Below are 14,401 nucleotides of genomic sequence, written 5' to 3'. Positions count from 1 at the left end.
GGGCGGCGTTTTGTTTATGGCGCCGATTGCTGTGGCTGTCGTTATGGTATAATTGGATTATTGGAGGATCTCGTTTGAACGAAACCAATATCCCGCCTAAACACCCGCAACACGACACGTCATTTCGGTACTTATTGTCCAGCAATATGATCGTGATCGAGTTGCTCCGGTCGTTCGTCAACCGGGAATGGGTGAAGGAAGTAAATGAGGAAGGGCTGGAGCAAATTCCCCGCTCCTTCATTTTGCCGGATTTCAAGCGCAAAGAGGCAGATATCGTATATCGGGTTTCCATTCGCGGACAAGTGGTGGTGTTTTACTTGCTCGTGGAACTTCAATCCAGCGTTGACTTTTCGATGCCGTATAGTCGCGGTTCGGCAATCAAATCGTCGATTTTTCCTACGTGCTGATCGATGTGGCCCGCTATTCCGAAGCGGAGCTGCTCGGGCTCGCCAATACGATCGGCGCCGTTTTCCTGCTCTACCAGACGAAAACCCGGCAACAGCTGGCTGATCGGCTGCGCAAGCTGCCGGGCGTCATCAACGAAATGCCGGAAGAGAAGCAGAAACCGTTTCTGACGTGGATGGCCAATGTAATCGCAGGCAAATTGCCTGCAGGCAGCGGAGATTTGGCCGTATGGATCGACAAGGACAAGAAAGGAGCGACGATGATGGGACTGGAAAAAGTGTTGGACGATATCAAGCAAGAAGGAAAACTGGAGGGCAAACGTGAAGGAATGCTAGAGGGCAAGAGAGAAGGCAAACGAGAAGGCAAGAGAGAAGGACAAAACGAAGAGCGTGAAAAAATCGCCCGCAACTTGCTCCGCTTGGGGCTCGCATCGGATATGATCGCCAGAGCGACCGGGCTGCCCGCCGATCGGGTCGACTCGATGCGTTCGTAGCCGGTTTATCCGGCCGCAGCGACAAGCTGCTCACCCGCGATATAGCAGTATGACCAGACGGGCGGCAGGTTTCGGAAGCTGGTTCGTTTATGCTGGAATAGTTGCATTTTTTATCCGAGAATGATACTATGCTTTCAACGTCGGTTCTTGCCGACGCCATATGTTTCTTCGGGGCGAGGTGCAATTCCTCACCGGCGGTGATCGGCGGCGCAACTTCGGTTTCGCTGCAGTCAGTCCGTGACCCGTGCCGATGCTTCTGCAGCGCGAGCTGCATTCGGCCGGTGGACTTGGTGCAACTCCAAGACCGACAGTAAAAGTCTGGATGGGAGAAGGAACAGGAGACCGGTTGTCGATCGGGATTGCATGTACTTTTTTTCACAATCGAATCGTCGGAACGCAAGTTCGGTGTGCGCTGTCTTTCAGCGACTGTTTGCAAAGGCGGCAAACCTTGCTTTTGTTTGCGGATGTGGTGCTTTGAAAAGCCGATGGCTTGTTTTCATGCGCCCGCAAGTGAAAAAAAGCTTTCACGATTGGCGCGACCGTTTGTTTTTTCCTGTTCATTACGCCCCTTATCGGCCGATAAGGGGTTTTTGTTTGTGCAAGCAAGCCTGAAGCCAAAGAGCAGATAGCGTTAGAGGAGGTCAGCCGAAACGATGGAGACGATGAACGCGGAAACGTATATGCGGCTGGCGCTGCAGCTGGCTGCGGGGGCGCTCGGGCAAACCGGGATCAATCCGGTCGTAGGCTGCGTCATTGTCAAGGACGGCCGCATCGTTGGGCTTGGCGCCCATCTGCAGCGGGGGGCGGCGCATGCCGAAGTTCACGCGCTGCAAATGGCCGGCGCCGATGCGGCAGGCGCTACGGCTTACGTGACGCTCGAGCCGTGTTCCCACCATGGGCGCACGCCGCCGTGCTGCGACCGGCTGATCGCGGACAAGGTGGCCAAAGTGGTCGTCGCCTGCGTCGATCCGAATCCGCAGGTGGCCGGCACCGGCATTGCCAGGCTGCAGGCAGCCGGCATCGAAACGGAGGTCGGCTTGCTCGGGGACGAAGCCAGGCGGCTGAATGAAATGTTCGCCAAATACATCGTAACCCGGACGCCGTTCGTGACGCTCAAGACGGCGAGCACGCTGGACGGCCGCATTGCGACGAACACCTTCGACAGCAAGTGGGTGACCGGCGAAGAAGCGCGCGCCTTCGTGCACACGCTGCGCCATCGGCACCAGGCGATCATGGTTGGCGTCGGCACATTGCTTGCGGACAATCCGAGCCTGACGACACGCCTGCCGGTACCGGCGCTGCATCCGGTGCGCATCGTCGTCGACTCGTTGTTGCGCACGCCGCCGGAGGCGCTGGCCGTCGCTGGCGGCGGCCGCACGATCGTCGCGACGACCGCCGGCGCGTCGCAGCAACGCCGCGAAGCGCTGCTTGCCGCCGGCGCCGAGCTGCTCGAAGCGGGCGACGGCCCGCGCGTCGATTTGGCGCTGATGCTGCGGCAGCTCGGCGAGCGCGAGATCGGTTCCGTGCTGCTCGAAGGCGGCGGTACGCTGAACGGCGCGATGCTGGAGCGGCGGTTGATCGACAAGTGCCACCTGCTCTTCGCGCCGAAGCTGATCGGCGGAAGCGGCCCCGGCAATTTCGACTTCCGCGGTTTTGCGCGGATGAGCGATGCGATTGAACTGGCTGACGTTGCGGTGGAAACGATCGGGCGCGACATTTGCGTGACCGGTTATCCGGTTTACGAAAGGAGCGGATCCTGATGTTCACAGGCTTGATCGAAGAAATGGGCACGATGCGGCGCATCGACCGGCAAGGCCAGGCGATGGTGCTGACCGTTGCCGCGAAACGCATACTCGAAGATGTGGCGATCGGCGACAGCATTGCGGTCAACGGCGTTTGCCTGACGGTGGTCGCCTACGACGAGGCGTCGATTCAGCTCGACGTCATGCCGGAAACGTTCCGGCAAACGAATTTGCGCCGCCTTCACATCGGCGACCGCGTCAACCTCGAGCGCGCCATGGCGGGCAAAAGCCGCTTCGGCGGCCATATCGTGCAAGGGCACGTCGACGGCACCGGCACTGTAACGGCCCGCAAGCCGGAGGAGAACGCCGTGGTGTTTACGATTGCGCCGGACGACCCGGGGCTGCTTCGTTACGTTATTCCGCGCGGTTCGATTACGCTCGACGGGATCAGCCTGACGGTGATTCGCGTCACCGAGACGCAGCTTGCGGTATCGATCATTCCGCATACGCTGGCGCAAACGATTTTGCAGACGAAACAGCCCGGCGACACGGTCAACATCGAATACGACGTGCTGGGCAAATACGTGGAGCGACTGCTTGGCTTTGGCGCAGGCGAAAGAGCAGGCGCGGCGGGGGCAGATGCTGCGCGAAGCGCCCGCGGCGGCTTGACGGCGCAATTTTTGGCGGACAACGGGTTTTGAAAGACGGCAGAGCGCATCCGAACGAACGGCATGCGCCGCCAATCCAGCGAGGTGACCGACATGAACCAGGACATCAAATTCCATTCGATCGAAGAAGCGATTTACGACCTGATGCTAGGAAAAGTCATCATCGCCGTCGACGACGAGAACCGCGAGAATGAAGGTGACTTCATCGCGCTTGCGGACAAGGCGACACCGGAAATCATCAATTTCATGATCAAGGAAGGACGTGGCCTCGTCTGCGCCCCGATTACCGAAGAGCGCGCGCACGAGCTTGATTTGCCGCCGATGGTCGCTCATAATACCGATTATCACGGCACCGCGTTCACCGTCTCGGTTGACCACGTCTCCACGACGACCGGCATTTCCGCTTCCGAACGGTCGGCGACGGTCAAGGCGCTGATCGACCCGGCGACGCGGCCGAACGAGTTTCGCCGGCCCGGTCACATTTTTCCGCTGATTGCCAAAAAAGGCGGCGTGCTGCGGCGCACCGGCCATACCGAAGCGGCGGTCGATCTGGCGCGCATGTGCGGGTCTTATCCGGCGGCGGTTATCTGCGAAGTGATCAAGGAAGACGGCGAAATGGCGCGGGTGCCCGATCTCGTGGAAATCGCCCGCAAATTCGACCTGAAGCTGATTACGATCGAAGATTTGATCCATTACCGCAACGAAAAGGAGAAGCTGGTCAAACGCGAGGCCGAAGTGAAGCTGCCGACCGATTACGGCGATTTTCGCGCCATTGCGTATTCGAATGAAGTGGACCGGAAGGAGCATGTCGCACTGGTCAAAGGCAAAATCGACAGCAACCAGCCGACGCTCGTGCGCGTCCACTCGGAATGTCTGACCGGCGACGTATTCCACTCGAACCGCTGCGACTGCGGTCCGCAGCTGGAGGCGGCGCTGCACCAAATCAACGAAGCCGGCACGGGCGTGCTGCTGTACATGCGGCAGGAAGGGCGCGGCATCGGGCTGCTCAACAAATTGAAAGCCTACGAGCTGCAGGAGCAGGGATTGGACACGGTCGAGGCGAATATTAAGTTGGGGTTCGCGCCGGACTTGCGCGAGTACGGCATCGGCGCGCAAATTTTGAAAGACCTCGGCGTGCGCAAGATGCGGCTTCTGACGAACAATCCGCGCAAAATCCGCGGGCTCGAAGGCTACTCGCTGGAAGTCGTCGAGCGGGTGCCGCTGCAGATCGAAGCCAATGCAAGCAACAGCAATTACCTGCATACGAAAAAAAGCAAGCTCGGCCATATGCTGCAATTTCCCGATACGGCGGAAGACTCTTCGATGCTGTAATCGATACAATTTTTGTCCAACAGGAAAAGGAGAATGGAACGATCATGGCAAAAACATACGAAGGCCACTTGGTATCCGAACAGGCCAAATACGGCATTGTGGTGGGCCGTTTCAACGAATTTATTACCGGCAAGCTGCTGGCCGGTGCGCTTGACGCGCTCAAACGGCACGGCGCAGGCGTTGACGACGTGGAAATCGCCTGGGTGCCCGGCGCGTTCGAAATCCCGCTGATCGCCCAGAAGATGGCCGAAAGCGGCAAATACGACGCCGTCATTACGCTCGGCGCGGTAATCCGCGGATCGACGCCGCACTTCGACTACGTGTGCAACGAAGCGGCCAAAGGCGTTGCCGCCATTGCGCTGAAGACGGGCGTGCCGACCATATTCGGCGTGCTGACGACCGATTCGATCGAGCAGGCCGTGGAACGCGCCGGCACGAAAGCGGGCAACAAAGGCTGGGAGGCGGCGACCGCCGCCATCGAGATGGCGAATCTCGTCCGCCAGTTGAAAGCGTAAGAAGCAAGCATCCGGTTTCCGAGGTGAAGCAATAAGCATGAAAGTTACTTTCAAGCTCGAGACGTTCGAAGGTCCGCTCGATTTGCTCCTGCATTTGATCGACAAGAACGAAGTGGATATTTACAATATCCCGATCAAGGAAATTACCGATCAGTACATGGAGTATTTGAGCCAGATGCAGGAGCTGGAGCTCGACGTCACGAGCGAGTTTCTGGTGATGGCGGCGACGCTGCTCTCCATCAAGAGCAAGATGCTGCTGCCGAAGCCGCCGGTCATCGAGTACGAGGACGAATGGGCGGACGACGACATGGACGATCCGCGCGCCGAACTCGTGCAGAAGCTGATCGAATACCGCAAGTTCAAAGGCGTCGCCGAGCATTTGCGGGGCATGGAGCTGGAGCGCAGCCTGCTGTATTCGCGGGAGCCGCTGGATTTGGCGCCGTACGTGCCGGATGTGAAGGACCAGCCGCTGGTCGGCCTTCACGTCGACGACCTCGTGCGCGCCTTCCGCAAGGCGCTGCGCCGGCTTGTCGGCCGCAAGTTCGTTGCCCGCATTCGCCGGGACGAAATTTCCGTCAAAGACCGGATGGCGCAGCTTGTCGATCTGCTAGACCAGCAAGGCGGCAGCCTGCTGTTCTCGAAGCTGTTCGACGAAAACGACATCACCCGGGACGATATCGTCGTGACGTTTCTTGCGGTGCTGGAGCTGATGAAAGTAAAACGGATCACCTGCTATCAGCACCGGCTGTTCGACGAAATCGTGATCCAGGCTCGGGAGGGGGGGACCTTTGATGGAAGCGGCCAAGCTGAAATCGATTATTGAAGGGCTGCTGCTTGCCGCCGGCGACGAAGGGCTGACAGCGAGGCAGCTCGCCGAAGTGCTCGACCAGGACAGCAAGCTGGTTGCCGATTTGGTGAACGATTTGAAACGCGATCTCAAGCGGCTGAAACGGGGCGTGCAAGTGGTCGAAATCGCCGGCTCGTACCAGTTGACGACGCTGCCCGCTCATGCGCCTTATCTGGAGCGGCTCGCCTATTCGCCGGCGAAAAACACGCTGTCGCAGGCGGCGTTGGAGACGCTGGCGATCATCGCCTACCGCCAGCCGCTGACCCGTATCGCGGTCGAAGAAATCCGCGGCGTCAAATGCGATCGTGCGATCCATACGCTCGTCGCCAAAGACCTCATTGAAGAAGTTGGACGAGCCGAAGCGCTTGGAAGGCCGATCCTGTACGGCACGACCAAATCGTTCCTAGACTATTTCGGCCTGGGCGGCATTGGCGAGCTGCCGGATTCGGCGGCATTCGAGAACGATATCGGGCTGGAAGAAGACACGCGTATGTTGTTCGACAAGCTTGGCGGGCAGCAATTGACGATCGACGACATTGCCGCGATGGACGAAGACGAGTTGGATGATGACGGCATGCAGGAGGGAGCGCTGCCGTGGCAGGATGAACCGACCGACGAGCCGCTGTCTCGCGACCGGACGGAATCCGCCGCCGCGCTTCAGGACGAGGAAAACGACCGCTAGCGGACGAATGGCGGGCATGTGACGGCGTTCGTACAGTTGAATGAAGCTCGGCGCCGCTTGCGAAGCGGCGGCGGGCTTTTATCGTTGAACGGAAAAGCAGGCAGACAGGAGATGATCAACGATGGGCCAATCGGCCAAACGCTCAACGCTTTCCTTTGTCGGAACCGGCGATTCGCTCGGAGTGCCGCGCGTATATTGCGACTGCCCGGTGTGCGCCGAAGCGCGCGCCACGGGGGCAAATCTCCGGCTGCGCTCGTCGGCGCTGCTGGAAACGCCCGAAGGGCCGCTGCTGCTCGACTGCGGCCCCGATTGGCGCCGGCAGATGGAGACGCTCGGCTGCCGGCGTACGGAGCGCGTGCTGCTGACGCACGCGCACATCGACCATATCGGCGGCTTGCCCGAATGGGCGGACGCCTGCCGTTGGCTCGGGACGAAGGGCCGCGCTTACGCTCCCGCGTCCGTGTTCGACATCGTGCGCCGCATGTATCCGTGGCTGGAATCGCAATTGAGCTACGAAGCGATCGACGACGGCTGGTCGTTCGGCGGTTGGCGCATCGCCCCGTGGCGCGTGAACCACGGCAAAAACGGCCACGCCTACGCCTATCGTTTCGAAGGATCTTCTTTCAACTGGGCGTACTGTCCGGATTCGATCGGCTTGCGAGCGGAGCAGAAGCAGCCGTTGTTCGGCCTCGATCTGCTCGTGCTGGGCACAAGCTATTACCGGGAGGAAGCCGCCTATGAAACCCGCTCGGTTTACGATATCGCCGAAGCGGCCGAGCTGCTGGCCGAAGTAAAGCCCGGTTTGACGCGCTTCACCCATATGTCGCACGGCATCGACGTGCGTGCGGGATATCCGCTGCCGCCAAGGGCGGCGCTTGCGTTCGCCGGCATGCGCATCGAATTGGCAGCTCGCTGACGATTTGGCTGGCCGTACATTTGTTGCCAGCCAATCGGCCATACTAGAGGCGATCATGTTACGTCGGGTTCGTCTGGAGGCTTTGGCGACAATGGGATGGGTTTATGCGGCTGCAGCGGCGCTGGTCGCCATCGCGGTGGCGCTCGGGTACAGCCAGGTACAGCTGTCGGTGTATTTCTCCCGGGTCGAATCGGACGATCGGTTCGAGCTGTCGGTGCGGGCATTGTACGGACTCGTTCGGCGCACCGTCCATGTGCCGGTCATTCAGTTCGAAGGATTGCTGCACGGGGTAACGATCAAGCAGGAAACAGGCGGCTTCGGCGCGGACTGCGAGGCTGACGACCGCTTCGATTTCGAGCGGATTCGCGGCATGTACCGCGATTTTCGCCTGCTCACGGAGCACGCGGACGATTTGCAGCGCTGGACGAGGCGGCTGCTGGCGCGCATTCGCTGTACGGAAATGCGCTGGCAAACACGCATCGGCATCGGGGATGCGGCCGCTACCGCTTTTGTCACCGGCGTCGTGTGGGGACTGCAATCGTCGGCGCTCGGCTTCGTCGCCCGCTACTTCGACTGGCGTGCCAAGCCGGAGCTTAACGTGCAGCCGCAGTACAACCGCGTCATGTTCAACACGGAGCTGAAGTGCATAGCCAAAATCCGACTGGGCAATGCTATGGGGGCGGCAATCCGTTTACTGCTTGGCATCCTAAAAGTGAAGGGAGGCATCAGAACGTGGCAGAGCATCCTATTCAAGGCCTCATGAAAGTAGCCATGGAAAATATCAAGGAAATGGTCGACGTCAATACGATTGTCGGCGATCCGGTGGAGACGCCCGACGGCAGCGTTATTATGCCGATCAGCAAAGTCGGCTTCGGCTTTGCGGCGGGCGGCAGCGAATTCGCTTCCCAGGGCGAACGCGAAACGACTCATACGGCGCACGGCGACGCGCAGCATGCGTCCGTTGCGCTTCCGTTCGGCGGCGGCAGCGGCGGCGGCGTCTCGATTACGCCGATCGCGTTTCTCGTCGTTGGCAAGGAAGGGGTCAAAATCGTGCCGCTCGACAACCAAACCCATCTGTTCGAGCGGTTGATCGATTCGGCGCCGCAAGTCGTCGACAGGCTGCAAAGCATGATGAAGGGCCGATCCTCCGTCAGCGCGTACAACGCGGCGGCGGAAGCGATCGCCAATTCGCACGACGACCATCGCCATTCCCCCATGTAGCGAATCATACGGCAACAAGCGGCTGCTCTTAGCGGGGCAGCTTTTTTGCGTTTCATGTTATAATGATTTATTGATCGATGCAATACAGCGAAGCAGGCCCGGCGCAAGTGGTGAAAATCATTGCCGATTGGACCTGTGGAGCGGCCCAATGCGGTAATTAGGAACGAAGTCGACTGGAGAGCGGGAGGAAAGATGGCATACAATCGCGTGCAACCGCAAAAAGGGTACGAGCTCGTCATGCAGCAAATCCGCGGCCGGATCGAAACGGGCGACATTATGCCAGGCGGCAAGCTTCCTTCGGTCGTCGATTTGGCGCAACAATTCGGCGTCGGCCGCTCGACGATTCGCGAGGCGCTGAGCGCGCTCAAGGCGATGGGGCTTGTGACGATCCGGCAAGGCGGCGGCACATATGCGGTCGAGGTGCTGCCGCAGGAGCAGCCGGCGGATGCGAACGATTTGTTCCAAACAGCGGAGTCTCTGCTGGAACTGCTGGAAGTACGCAAGGTGCTGGAAACCGGCTGTGCCCATCTTGCCGCGACCAAACGGGCGGCAGCCGATATGGCGAAGCTGGAAGCCATTGTCGGCGAAATGGAAACCTTTCTCGACGACGAGGACCTGGGCGAAGCGGCGGACGTGCGGTTTCATCTGCAGCTTGCGGCGTCGACGCACAATTCGCTGCTGATCCATCTGATGGAGTCGCTATCGGGCCGACTGCACGACAGCATGAAACGTTCGCGAAAATTGTGGTTTTATGGCGAAAGCTCTACCGCAAAACGGCTGCTTCAGGAGCACCGCGACATCGTGGACGCGATTCGCAAAGGCGACGGGGCGTTGGCCTCGGACAAAATGCGCGAACATCTGCAAAAAGTGGAAGATGTGCTCAGACGTGCGCAAATGTAATAAATTGTCACGTGTTAATGCGAAAGACATAGGGCCAATTTCCTAAATTTGCATTGCTCTTTTTGGCCTGCTCTTATATAGTGAAGAGAGACAAGAACGGAGCGTATCGAGAAGTTGATGTTCAAATAGTTGGCTTTTCAGCACGACCTCTAGAAGAGTGAGGGTTTTTATGCGACTATTACCGACCAGATCATGCCAGCCCGGCATGCGGCTAGGCAAACCCATTTTTAATGAGGACGGCGTCATTCTGCTTGGTGCGCAAGTGGAACTGACGCAAAATTTAATATACCGGCTGCAGCAGCTTGGCATCGACTACTTGTACATACACGATCCGGATACGTCCGACGTGGACATTATCGATCCGCTGTCCGATGAAACGCGGCTTCGCGCCATCACCGAAATCCGCACCAATTTTCGCAGCATGATGGAAGAGAACAGCAAGACGCGGGTGGCCAAACATCCGGTGCTGGGCAAATCGTTCAGCAACGTGCTCAATATGATTATCGACGACTTGGTGGAGCACAAGAATACGCTCATCATGATGATGAATATGAACGTCATGAACACGTACCTGTACCAGCATTCGCTCAACGTTACGATCATTACGACGACGCTTGGCATTATCCACGGCTATTCCCGCAACGATTTGTATACGCTTGCGCTCGGTTCGATGATGCACGACATCGGCAAGACGAAGATCCGCCAGGACATCTTGTCCAAGCCGGGCAGCTTGACGGAAGAGGAATTCAAGGAAGTGCAGAAGCATACCGTCATCGGCTACCAGATGCTGAAAGACGCGCCCGGCGTGCCGCTCATCGCCGCGCATTGCGCTTTCCAGCACCATGAACGCATGGACGGCAGCGGTTATCCCCGCGGCATCAAAGGCAATGAAATCCACGATTTTGCCCAATGGATCGCCATCGCCGACAGTTATGACGCCATGACGACGCACCGCGCCCACCGGCTCGCGATGCTGCCGCATCAATCGCTGGAAGTGTTGTATGCCTGTGCGGGTACGCTTTACGACCGCAAGAAAGTGGCGCTGTTCCGCGACAACGTGGCCATTTACCCTATTGGTCTGACCGTCAAGCTGAATACCGGCGAAAAAGGTGTCGTCGTATCGATCAATCCGGCGTATCCGCAGCGCCCGGTCGTTCGCGTGTTTCAATTGCCCGACGGCAGCCAGGCGGCGCCGATTTACGAAATCGACTTGTCGCAGAAGCTGACCGTGATGGTGGACAGCGTCGACATCTAGCCTGGCCCGGCGCAGGCAGCAAACTGCCGCAACCCGATAGAAACAAGCTCAAGTTCTTCCGAATCGATCGTCCCGGACATGTTCCCGGCAGGACCGGCATACACTTGTACCAAAGACAAGTTATCGCCTGGTCCGCACGGTTGGCATGCAGAGGAGTGGAACGATGGGAAGGGCTTTTTTGTTATTTCGCAAACGGGGCAAACGCCGCTCGTGGCGGAAGATTGCGCGGCGCCGCTGGCTGCCGGTCTGGGTGGCATTCGTTGTTGCGCTCATGCCGCTGCATGCGATAGCCGCGCCCGCGGCACCGGCGGTTCCGGCCGCTCCGGCCAACAACGCGCAGGCTGCAGCCGTGATGGATGTGCAGTCGGGACGGCTGCTGTACAGCAAGAGCGGGGACAAGCCGCTGCCGATCGCAAGCTTGACGAAAATCATGACGGCGATCGTCGCCATCGAGTACGGCACGTTGTCGGACCCGGTGACGGTAAGCTCGCGTGCGTTCGGCAAGGAAGGATCGTCGATCTATTTGAAGCTGGGACAGCAGATGAGCCTGAACGACATGTTGTACGGGCTTATGCTGCGCTCGGGCAATGACGCCGCCACGGCGATCGCCGAACATGTCGGCGGCTCGCTGGACGGGTTCGTCTACATGATGAACCGGGAAGCGGAGGCGATCGGCATGACGAATTCGCATTTTGACAATCCGCACGGCCTGGACAGCAAAACGCATTACGCCAGCGCGGTCGACATGGCGAAGCTGAGCGCCTATGCCTTGCGCAACCCGACATTCCGCGAAATCGTCAAAACGCAGGTGAAGCGGGTGCCGGGCGACAGCGGTAGCGGCGACTATGTCTGGTACAACAAAAACAAGATGCTCGCTCTTTACGAAGGCGCCGACGGCGTCAAAACCGGTTACACGAAAACGGCCAAACGCTGCCTCGTTTCGTCGGCGACGCGCGACGGCCGGCAAGTGGTCGTCGTGACGATCAATGACGGCAGCGATTGGGCCGATCATGCAAGGCTGCTGCAATACGGCTTCGACCAATACAAGAACCGGACGCTGGTCAGCCGCGGCGAAAGTGTGGCGGCCGGTTTCGTGGCCGCCCAGTCGTTTACCTATCCGCTGACGGAAGCGGAAGCGGCGCATGTCGGCCGCACGTTCGAGGCGGAGGCGCCGGAGTCGGCCAACGCGAGATTAGGCATATCGGGCAGGCTGCACCTGTTCGTGAACGAGCAGGAAGTCGGTTCGGTGCCCGTCGTGCCGGAAGGCGGCGCCAGGCTGACACTGCCGGCGAAAAGCGCGTTCCAGCCCAGCCTGGCGGCTCAGGCCGACTCCGGCGGTCGATTCGGGCATACGTTGCTGGCGCTGGTCAAACAGCTGTTCCGGATGGGAAGGTGAGCGGCATGGTGAACTGGATCTGGCTGCTTTTTATCGTGGCGGGATTCGTGGTTGCGGTTGTCCAGGGCAATGTCGAGGCTGTGACGGCCGCTGTGTTCGACGGCGCCAAAACGGGGGTGACCGTATGCTTCGGGCTGATCAGCATCCTGGTGTTCTGGCTTGGCATGATGCGCATTGCCGAGGACGCCGGTTTGCTGGAGAAGCTGGCGCGGCTGCTTCGTCCCGTCGTGCGTTTCCTGTTCCCCGGCGTGCCGGTCAATCATCCGGCCATGGGGTACATCATGTCGAACATGAGCGCCAATATTCTGGGACTGGGCAATGCGGCGACGCCGATGGGCATCAAGGCAATGCAGGAGCTGCAGAAGCTGAATCCGGACAAGGATGCGGCCAGTCCGGCGATGTGCACGCTGCTGGCGCTGAATACGTCCAGCATTACGCTCATTCCGACGACGTTGATCGCGATCCGGATGAGCTTCCATTCGGCGAGCCCCGCTGATATCGTTGGCACGACGCTGATCGCCACGTTTCTGTCGACGCTGGCGGCCATCGTCGTGGATCGCTGGTACCGCCGCAGGCACAATCCGCTCGGTCGCTGATCTTGTGCGATGCCAGTCTGTGTGAAGGAGGAATGGCCTTGTATGCCGTTATAACCGCCCTATCCGCCTGGGCGATTCCCGTCATCATCGTGTTTATTCCGCTGTACGCCGCTTATCGCAAAATTCCCGCCTACGAATCGTTCGTCGAAGGCGCCAAGGACGGCTTCGACACGGCGGTACGCATCATTCCGCACCTGGTCGGCATGATGGTGGCCATATCCGTGTTCCGCGCTTCCGGCGCGATGGACTTGTTCGTCGGCGCGCTTCGCCCGCTGCTCGACAAAGTCGGCATTCCCGGCGAGGTAATGCCGCTTGCCTTCCTGCGCCCGATTACCGGCGCCGGTTCGCTCGCTTTTACGACGGACCTGATCAAGCAGTTCGGCCCCGACTCGCTGATCGGCCGCATCGCCGCCACGATCCAGGGCAGCACCGATACGACGCTGTACGTCATCACGGTTTATTTTGGCGCCGTCGGTATCCGCAAAGCCGGTTATGCGCTCAAGGTCGGCCTCATTTCCGATGCCGTCGGCTTCGTTGCGGCTATCCTCGTTTGCTACCTCGTATTTGCCTGATCCCCGTCGCGCTTGTGATTTTACCTCGAGATCGTTATCATAAGCTTGAGGTGAAAACGCCATTATGGAACGTTTGCAAAAAGTGCTGGCGAATGCCGGCATCGCTTCGCGCCGCAAGTGCGAAGCTTATATCACGTCCGGACGCGTCGAAGTGAACGGCGAGAAGGTGACGGAGCTCGGCGCCAAGGTCGATCCGTCGCGCGACGAAGTCAAGGTGGACGGTCGCGTCGTCAAGCTGCAAGGCAAGCTGTATGTGATGCTGCACAAGCCGAAAGGCGTCATCACGAGCGTTACCGATCCGGGCGGCCGCAAGGTCGTGCTCGATTATTTGCCCGGCATCACGGAGCGCGTGTATCCCGTAGGAAGGCTCGACTATGATTCGGAAGGTCTGCTGCTGCTGACGAACGACGGCGAGCTCGCGAATTTGCTGGCACACCCGCGTCACCACGTACCGAAGACGTACCACGCGACGGTAAAAGGAGTTCCGCACGGCAGCGTGCTGGAGAAGCTGCAGAAGGGCGTCAAGCTGGAGGATGGCATGACGGCGCCGGCCGAGCTGGAGTATATCGACGTCGATCCGGAGAAACAGCAGTCGGTTATTTCCATTACGATATTCGAAGGGCGGAACCGGCAAGTGCGGCGCATGTTCGATGCGGTGCACTATCCCGTCGTGCGGCTGAAGCGGGTGCAATTCGGTCCGCTGCATATCGCCGGACTGGCGCGCGGCAAATACCGCCACCTGTCGAAGGACGAGGTGCAGGAACTGCGAAGCGCGGCGCTGGCGACACACAATGTTCAAAATGAAGAATAAGCGCCACAGCCGTTTTTCGCTATAATGGAACTAGCAAGAGCAGGGGCTGA

General features: G+C 59.3%; 16 protein-coding genes, 1 pseudogene and 1 riboswitch. All 17 genes and pseudogenes read left to right on the top strand.

The annotated features are described in order from the left end of the window. The first annotated feature begins 74 nt into the window (after positions 1-74). The 17 genes and pseudogenes from EXY20_RS39820 (at position 75) to EXY20_RS12995 (ending at position 14,351) form a co-directional block, all read left to right on the top strand. A complete protein-coding gene (locus tag EXY20_RS39820) occupies positions 75-407 on the top strand; it encodes an Rpn family recombination-promoting nuclease/putative transposase (protein WP_235885804.1) in 333 nt (110 codons plus the stop codon). Further along, entirely contained in the window at positions 401-898 is a 498-nt protein-coding gene (locus EXY20_RS13070) for an RpnC/YadD family protein (RefSeq protein ID WP_235885801.1), read from the top strand. The genes EXY20_RS39820 and EXY20_RS13070 overlap by 7 nt, the downstream gene beginning before the upstream one ends. A 160-nt stretch (positions 899-1,058) precedes the next feature. Then, positions 1,059-1,236: riboswitch (FMN riboswitch) on the top strand. A 315-nt stretch (positions 1,237-1,551) separates the two neighbouring features. Beyond that, positions 1,552-2,658 carry a bifunctional diaminohydroxyphosphoribosylaminopyrimidine deaminase/5-amino-6-(5-phosphoribosylamino)uracil reductase RibD gene (gene ribD, locus EXY20_RS13065; protein WP_135551643.1) on the top strand — a complete coding sequence of 369 codons (1,107 nt, stop codon included), beginning with the start codon at positions 1,552-1,554 and terminating at the stop codon, positions 2,656-2,658. Continuing rightward, positions 2,658-3,341 carry a riboflavin synthase gene (gene ribE, locus EXY20_RS13060; protein ID WP_135551641.1) on the top strand — a complete coding sequence of 228 codons (684 nt, stop codon included), beginning with the start codon at positions 2,658-2,660 and terminating at the stop codon, positions 3,339-3,341. Before ribD ends, ribE begins: the two co-directional genes overlap by 1 nt. Positions 3,342-3,401: 60 nt before the next feature. Continuing rightward, the gene (locus tag EXY20_RS13055; protein WP_135551639.1) at positions 3,402-4,640 is read left to right on the top strand and encodes a bifunctional 3,4-dihydroxy-2-butanone-4-phosphate synthase/GTP cyclohydrolase II; all 1,239 of its coding nucleotides are present in this window, start codon (positions 3,402-3,404) and stop codon (positions 4,638-4,640) included. A gap of 44 nt (positions 4,641-4,684) precedes the next feature. Continuing rightward, a complete protein-coding gene (ribH, locus tag EXY20_RS13050; protein ID WP_135551637.1) occupies positions 4,685-5,155 on the top strand; it encodes a 6,7-dimethyl-8-ribityllumazine synthase in 471 nt (156 codons plus the stop codon). Between the two features lie 37 nt (positions 5,156-5,192). Next, positions 5,193-5,978, top strand: a complete 786-nt coding sequence (locus tag EXY20_RS13045) for a segregation and condensation protein A (RefSeq protein ID WP_135551635.1) — start codon at positions 5,193-5,195, stop codon at positions 5,976-5,978. Continuing rightward, positions 5,947-6,540 (top strand): annotated as a pseudogene (gene scpB / locus EXY20_RS13040) (SMC-Scp complex subunit ScpB); the annotation flags it as partial. The gene EXY20_RS13045 and the pseudogene scpB, both read left to right, overlap by 32 nt. 265 nt (positions 6,541-6,805) lie before the next feature. Continuing rightward, positions 6,806-7,600, top strand: coding sequence for an MBL fold metallo-hydrolase (locus tag EXY20_RS13035; protein WP_135551631.1), 795 nt, complete (start codon positions 6,806-6,808; stop codon positions 7,598-7,600). A 91-nt stretch (positions 7,601-7,691) separates the two neighbouring features. Further along, positions 7,692-8,363, top strand: coding sequence for a DUF2953 domain-containing protein (locus tag EXY20_RS13030; protein WP_167859202.1), 672 nt, complete (start codon positions 7,692-7,694; stop codon positions 8,361-8,363). Next, the gene (gene ytfJ / locus EXY20_RS13025) at positions 8,333-8,821 is read left to right on the top strand and encodes a GerW family sporulation protein (RefSeq protein ID WP_135551627.1); all 489 of its coding nucleotides are present in this window, start codon (positions 8,333-8,335) and stop codon (positions 8,819-8,821) included. The genes EXY20_RS13030 and ytfJ overlap by 31 nt, the downstream gene beginning before the upstream one ends. Positions 8,822-9,013: 192 nt before the next feature. Then, the gene (locus EXY20_RS13020) at positions 9,014-9,721 is read left to right on the top strand and encodes a FadR/GntR family transcriptional regulator (protein ID WP_135551625.1); all 708 of its coding nucleotides are present in this window, start codon (positions 9,014-9,016) and stop codon (positions 9,719-9,721) included. 169 nt (positions 9,722-9,890) lie between these two features. Further along, on the top strand, positions 9,891-10,976 hold the full coding sequence (locus tag EXY20_RS13015; protein ID WP_135551623.1) for an HD-GYP domain-containing protein: 1,086 nt from the start codon (positions 9,891-9,893) through the stop codon (positions 10,974-10,976). Between the two features lie 163 nt (positions 10,977-11,139). Continuing rightward, positions 11,140-12,372: a D-alanyl-D-alanine carboxypeptidase family protein gene (locus EXY20_RS13010; RefSeq protein ID WP_235885799.1), complete on the top strand. Its 1,233-nt coding sequence runs from the start codon at positions 11,140-11,142 to the stop codon at positions 12,370-12,372. 5 nt (positions 12,373-12,377) lie between these two features. After that, the gene (locus EXY20_RS13005) at positions 12,378-12,968 is read left to right on the top strand and encodes a nucleoside recognition domain-containing protein (protein WP_135551621.1); all 591 of its coding nucleotides are present in this window, start codon (positions 12,378-12,380) and stop codon (positions 12,966-12,968) included. A 38-nt stretch (positions 12,969-13,006) separates the two neighbouring features. After that, a complete protein-coding gene (locus tag EXY20_RS13000) occupies positions 13,007-13,540 on the top strand; it encodes a spore maturation protein (RefSeq protein WP_235885793.1) in 534 nt (177 codons plus the stop codon). A gap of 64 nt (positions 13,541-13,604) precedes the next feature. Then, a complete protein-coding gene (locus tag EXY20_RS12995; protein WP_135551617.1) occupies positions 13,605-14,351 on the top strand; it encodes a pseudouridine synthase in 747 nt (248 codons plus the stop codon). The last annotated feature ends 50 nt before the right edge of the window (positions 14,352-14,401 follow it).

Source organism: Paenibacillus cymbidii (genome assembly GCF_004764705.1).
Taxonomy (GTDB): domain Bacteria; phylum Bacillota; class Bacilli; order Paenibacillales; family NBRC-103111; genus Paenibacillus_AN; species Paenibacillus_AN cymbidii.
The sequence above is the reverse complement of the archived record's forward strand: the minus strand, read 5'-3'. Positions and strand labels throughout refer to the sequence as shown.

Excerpts from the sequence above, each read along its gene's own strand:
- ribE (WP_135551641.1), top strand. The coding sequence starts at position 2,658 with ATGTTCACAGGCTTGATCGAAGAAATGGGCACGATGCGGCGCATCGAC.
- EXY20_RS13015 (WP_135551623.1), top strand. The coding sequence starts at position 9,891 with ATGCGACTATTACCGACCAGATCATGCCAGCCCGGCATGCGGCTAGGC.
- EXY20_RS13045 (WP_135551635.1), top strand. The coding sequence starts at position 5,193 with ATGAAAGTTACTTTCAAGCTCGAGACGTTCGAAGGTCCGCTCGATTTG.
- EXY20_RS13055 (WP_135551639.1), top strand. The coding sequence starts at position 3,402 with ATGAACCAGGACATCAAATTCCATTCGATCGAAGAAGCGATTTACGAC.
- EXY20_RS12995 (WP_135551617.1), top strand. The coding sequence starts at position 13,605 with ATGGAACGTTTGCAAAAAGTGCTGGCGAATGCCGGCATCGCTTCGCGC.
- EXY20_RS13030 (WP_167859202.1), top strand. The coding sequence starts at position 7,692 with ATGGGATGGGTTTATGCGGCTGCAGCGGCGCTGGTCGCCATCGCGGTG.
- EXY20_RS13010 (WP_235885799.1), top strand. The coding sequence starts at position 11,140 with ATGGGAAGGGCTTTTTTGTTATTTCGCAAACGGGGCAAACGCCGCTCG.
- EXY20_RS13035 (WP_135551631.1), top strand. The coding sequence starts at position 6,806 with ATGGGCCAATCGGCCAAACGCTCAACGCTTTCCTTTGTCGGAACCGGC.
- EXY20_RS13005 (WP_135551621.1), top strand. The coding sequence starts at position 12,378 with ATGGTGAACTGGATCTGGCTGCTTTTTATCGTGGCGGGATTCGTGGTT.
- EXY20_RS13020 (WP_135551625.1), top strand. The coding sequence starts at position 9,014 with ATGGCATACAATCGCGTGCAACCGCAAAAAGGGTACGAGCTCGTCATG.
- ribH (WP_135551637.1), top strand. The coding sequence starts at position 4,685 with ATGGCAAAAACATACGAAGGCCACTTGGTATCCGAACAGGCCAAATAC.
- ribD (WP_135551643.1), top strand. The coding sequence starts at position 1,552 with ATGGAGACGATGAACGCGGAAACGTATATGCGGCTGGCGCTGCAGCTG.